Raw genomic sequence first — 5,518 nt, 5'->3', positions numbered from 1 at the left:
ACCTTTAAAACTTTTAAATCTCAGATAAAAAAATGAACCCACTTTTATCCCCTTTTGATACTGCACCATTTTCTACTATAAAAAACGAGCATTTTAAACCTGCTTTTTTACAAGCCATGAAAGATGCTAGAGTAGAAATAGATGCTATAACAACAAATACAGAAAAACCAAGTTTTGAAAATACTATTGAAGCTTTAGAGTTCTCTGGACAACAATTAGATAGAGTTTCTAGTGTATTTTTTAACTTAAATTCCGCAGAAACGAATGAGGAGATTCAGAAAATAGCACAAGAAATATCACCCTTACTATCAGAGTTCGGGAACGACATTACTCTTAATAAAGATTTATTTCTGCGAGTTAAAGTAGTATACAACCAAAAGGACAGTCTACCATTAACAACAGAGCAGCAAACCCTATTAGATAAAAAATATAAGAGTTTTAGCCGTAATGGAGCAAACCTTCCTGAAGACAAAAAAACAAGACTTAGAGAGATTGATGCTTCTCTTTCTAAATTAAAATTACAATTTGGAGAGAATATTTTAGCAGAGACCAACAAATACCAAAAACACCTTACCAATGAAGCCGATTTAGATGGCTTGCCAGATGGCGCTAAAGAAGCTGCTGCACAATTAGCAAAATCTAAAGGGTTAAATGGTTGGCTAATTACCTTAGACTACCCTAGCTATATTCCTTTTATGAAGTATGCTACAAACCGTGAACTTCGTAAAGAACTTTCTATGGCTTTTGGCAGCAAAGGTTTTAAGGACGATGAACTAGACAACCAAAAAAACGTATTACAAATAGCAAATCTTAGACACGAACGCGCTAATCTTTTAGGATATAAAACCCATGCCCATTTTGTACTAGAAGAGCGCATGGCAGAAACACCTGAAAAAGTACATGCTTTTTTAAGTGAAATTTTAGAAAAAGCAAAACCAGCTGCAGAACGCGAGTTTAAACAACTAGAAGACTTTGCCAAAGAAATAGACGGAATTGAACAACTACAAAAATGGGATAGCTCTTATTATTCCGAAAAATTAAAACAAAAACTTTTTAGTTTAGACGATGAAAAGCTAAAACCATATTTTAAACTAGAAAATGTAATCGCAGGTGTTTTTAAAGTTTCCGAAAAACTTTTCGGTTTACAATTCGAAGAAATTTTTAATGTAGACAAGTACCACGAAGATGTAAAAACCTATAAAATATTTGATGCTGAGAAAAACTTTGTTTCTTTATTCTATGCTGATTTTCACCCTAGATCAGGAAAACGTGGAGGCGCTTGGATGACATCTTTTAAATCGCAGTATAAAAAAGATGGTGAGAATGTACGCCCGCATATTTCTAATGTTTGCAACTTTACCAAACCTACAGAAAGCAAACCATCATTACTAACATTTAATGAGGTCACTACCTTGTTCCATGAGTTTGGACACGGATTACACGGTATGCTTGCCAATACTACCTACCCAAGTCTTTCTGGAACATCTGTATATTGGGATTTTGTAGAACTACCTAGTCAGGTTTTAGAAAATTGGTGTTACGAGAAAGAAGCCTTAGAGCTTTTCGCTACCCACTATGAAACAGGAGAGTTAATCCCTATGGATTTGGTACAAAAAATAAAAGAATCGTCTACCTTCCAAGAAGGCATGGCTACACTTCGCCAATTAAGTTTTGGTCTGTTAGATATGTCTTGGCATGGTGTAGACCCTAGTTCTATTACAAATGTAAAAGCACAAGAAACCAGAGCCTTTAAAGGAACTAATTTGTATCCAGAAACAGAAGAAACTTGTATGAGTACCGCTTTTGCCCATATTTTTCAAGGTGGATATTCTTCTGGGTATTATAGTTACAAATGGGCAGAAGTATTAGATGCCGACGCTTTTGCGTACTTTAAAGAGAATGGTATTTTTAATACCGAAATAGCAACCAAATTTAAAGACAACGTATTATCGCAAGGTGGCACAGAAAACCCAATGGTTTTATACAAACGTTTTAGGGGCGCAGAACCTAAAGTTGAAGCATTATTAGAACGTGCTGGTTTATTATAGCACTAAAATATAAAAACAAAAAAAGCTCCACTATTTAATTATAGTGAAGCTTTTTTTGATGTTATTTTTACTCTATATCGTCTGGATAAATATAGTTTATCTTAGAATCTAACTTATAAATATGCTCTGAACGCATTCCCTTTTCTAGTTTTTCAAAAGCTTTGTACTCTAACACACTAGCATTATATTTTTCTACAGTAAATGTTGTGTCCGTTCGTATTAAAAGTAAATAATTTTCTTGACCATTATTATATCCTCCTTTTAATCTAACCTTACCTGCCACAAATTTACCATCCTTAAATTCTGCCTTTCTTTCTATCTTACCGTCCTTAGCATAAGAAACAACATCTCCCTGTAGTGTACCATTTTCTAACTCATAGGTTAAATATTTTTTATCGCTATCTAAGTAATACTTTGTAATAACTTTAATTGTTTCGCTCTTAAAATCTGTAACCATTTTCCCTTCTTTTTTAGAGTCAATAGATTGCACCATACTACCATTAACATAGGTCTCCTCCTTATAGGTAGCACCATAATCATTAGATATGGTTATTTTTCCAGAATAAGGCTTGCCATTTTTGTAGTTCATTTTACTAAGTACTTTACCTTCTTCGTTATAATAAACAGCATCTCCCTCTGGCTTTCCTCCTATATAATTTATAGAAGACATTTTAGCCCCAGAAGCATTATAATTAACAAAAAAGCCTTCTTCTAAATCATTTTTAAAATTCCCTTTTTCTATAATATTTTCTTGATAATTATATCGCTCATAAGTACCGTTCTTTTTCCCTTCTTTTATTTGGTATAAAGACCTTTCCTTACTGTCGTAAACCGTACCTTCATAAAGCTCTCCACTTTTAAAACTCGCCTTAGCTATTAATTTACCTTCTCTATTGTAGAATTTAGCTTCTTTAGAACTATCCACATCTACAACTATCTGAAAATCCTGATTCCTGTTATTATAAACTCTGGCATATTTTAAATTACGTACTAGTTTATTATTCTTTCTTTCCTCCATTTCTTCTATTTGGTCCGATGTTGGAAAAAATTTATACCGAGTACCTTCTTTTAACATATAATCATAAACCCCTATCTGGTCTCCCTTCATATTAAAATAGATTCCTTTAATTGGATTATATTTTTTATAAATTACATCACTTTGAATTTTTTTATTACTGTAAAAATTTATTTCTCTAATTTTATTATAACCACGGGCATCAAATTCTTCAATCTTTTTATAATATGCTTCTTCTCGTCCTTTTCTCAAAGTAGTTAACCCTACAATCTTTCCGCCTTTATATTGTTCTATTCTTTCATAAACACCATTAAAATAACTATACCTTAAACCATCTAAAGGAGTGTTATAATTATCTTCATCTAACTTTAAAACACCCAATACTTTGCCTTCTTTATCATAATATGTCTCCTCTGCATCTTTTTGTTGCATGAATTTTTTATTAGTTTCAGGATAGTATTTTATTTGTTCCAGAAGAACTCCATCTTTATAGGTGTTTTTAACATCTCTATTAAATTGAACACCGTTATAAGCCTTGTTATTTTTATACGTTAAACGAGCTGTTTCTTTTCCTTTTTCATCATAAAAAACATCTAAATCTCTCCTATTATTAACATAAGTAGAAATAGATTTTGTTACTTTATTCTCATATTGCTCTTCATACCTAACAATTTTTCCATTCTCATAAGTAGTAATACTAGATGGCCAAGTTTCTTTATTTTCATCTAACTTTTTTGCTCCATAATAATTAGAATAGAAAATAAATTTTGTACCATCTTTAGGGCTTAAATAAGAATCTCGCATTTCATACGTTAAAGTGCCAATTACATCTCCTTGAGGACTGTAATAAATAGTTTTATATCCTGATTTATCGATGAACCCTTCTTTTAGGTTTCCATTTTTATAATACGTAGATGTTCCTAGAAAAATAGCATTTTTTGAATAATATTGTATGCTAGACAATCTAAAAGGTTTATAATTATAATATACTACTAAACCGGTTTTTTGCCCATTATTCGTTTCTTTAGATTCGCCAACATACTCCCCTTTTTTATTATAATATTTTGTAAAAATATTGTTCTTGTCTTTATCTAAATATTCTTCATATCGAATCCCCTTTAAATCTCCTGCATGGTATACTCGCCTAAAGCCACTTTCTATTTCTTCTAGATATACATAATAACTACCATAATTTATATTGGTTCTGCCAGACACATATACTCCATTTTCATAATTAGACACCACTTTTTCACCAGCCACATAACTAATATATTCTCCATGTAGGCTATTTTCTTTATAAGTTCCCTGTTGTAACATAGAGCCATCCGCGTTATACCAAGTAACCTTTCCATGCCAAAAATCTTTATCTGTATATTTAGACAAAGCGCTCATTTGCGGTTTACCAGAAACATAATAATCTTCTACTCTATATAAATCTCCTTCTTTTTTTAATGGTGGCCTAAAAAAGGCCGCCTCTGTTTTATTAGATACTTTCTTCCACTTAGAATTATACCATATAGTGTCTTGTTGCGCCATTAAGGAGCCCCCCACAGATAACACTAAGACTGCAATCAATATTAACTTTATAGACTTCATAGAATAGTACATTTTATTTAGACCAAAAATAGTAAGAATAAACATTTTTAAAACCCCTGTATTCTGGGGTTTATAGGGCTAGAACTTAAGAATGTAACTTTTATCAGTTTTTAAACAATTTTATTTAATGCATTTACGTTTTTGTACACTAGACAACATATTTCAATTTCCCTTTTTACAGGTATTAAAAAACAATATGCTTGTCTTTATTTTGTATTAAATAACTATACAATCAATCATAATGAAAAAAATAATACTACCAGCATTAGCTATTGTCATAGCAAGTTGTAGCAGCGACAAAGAAACAGACCTAGAGGATATAGTTAATAGTGTTCCTATAGTTACAACACAAGAACTACAAGTTAAGGAACATACTGCAAGTGGTACTTCTGTTGGAACTATTGCCTTTTCTGATAAGGATAAAACAGATGAGCTTACCATAACCATAGACTCCGATGCTTTTATTATTAACGAAACAACAGGAGAAGTTTCTGTTGGCCCAAATGCTATATTAGATTTTGAAGCCACCTCTACAATTACTTTTACGGTTTCCGTTTTTGATGGCACAGCCATAACAGAACAAAACATTCTATTAACTTTAGAAGACATTGATGAGTATACCGCATTAAGTGACACCCAAAAAGAATTGGCAGATTATTTTAGATACCTAGCCTTATGGGAAAACTCTAACAACTTAACTACGATACAAAAATGGGGTGCTCCCATGAAAATATTTTTAGATGGAAATATTACAACACAATATAGAACAACCGTTCAGGGGGTTTTAGATGAGTATAATGCTTTATTTAATTTAGGCGACTTCTCCATTTCTTTAGTTGACAATTTAGCCGATTCAAAT

The 5,518-nt window shown here is 31.9% G+C and carries 3 protein-coding genes; 2 read left to right on the top strand and 1 reads right to left on the bottom strand.

The genetic code is table 11. The features are described from left to right. The first annotated feature begins 32 nt into the window (after positions 1-32). Entirely contained in the window at positions 33-2,048 is a 2,016-nt protein-coding gene (locus tag QZZ51_RS16105; RefSeq protein WP_291871542.1) for a M3 family metallopeptidase, read from the top strand. A gap of 67 nt (positions 2,049-2,115) precedes the next feature. Here QZZ51_RS16105 and QZZ51_RS16100 read toward each other — a convergent pair whose 3' ends face one another. Next, entirely contained in the window at positions 2,116-4,659 is a 2,544-nt protein-coding gene (locus QZZ51_RS16100; protein ID WP_291871540.1) for a hypothetical protein, read from the bottom strand. 241 nt (positions 4,660-4,900) lie between these two features. On the opposite strand from QZZ51_RS16100, the gene QZZ51_RS16095 reads away from it, so the two are divergent. Beyond that, on the top strand, positions 4,901-5,518 hold a 618-nt coding region (locus tag QZZ51_RS16095), incomplete at its 3' end, for a cadherin repeat domain-containing protein (protein ID WP_291871538.1).

Source organism: Maribacter sp., assembly GCF_016744255.1.
Taxonomy (GTDB): domain Bacteria; phylum Bacteroidota; class Bacteroidia; order Flavobacteriales; family Flavobacteriaceae; genus Maribacter_B.
This window is presented reverse-complemented; position numbering and strand designations above follow the sequence as displayed.

Bases quoted from the DNA above. Each gene is read 5' to 3' on its own strand.
- QZZ51_RS16105 (WP_291871542.1), top strand. From the start codon at position 33: ATGAACCCACTTTTATCCCCTTTTGATACTGCACCATTTTCTACTATA.
- QZZ51_RS16100 (WP_291871540.1), bottom strand. From the start codon at position 4,659: ATGAAGTCTATAAAGTTAATATTGATTGCAGTCTTAGTGTTATCTGTG.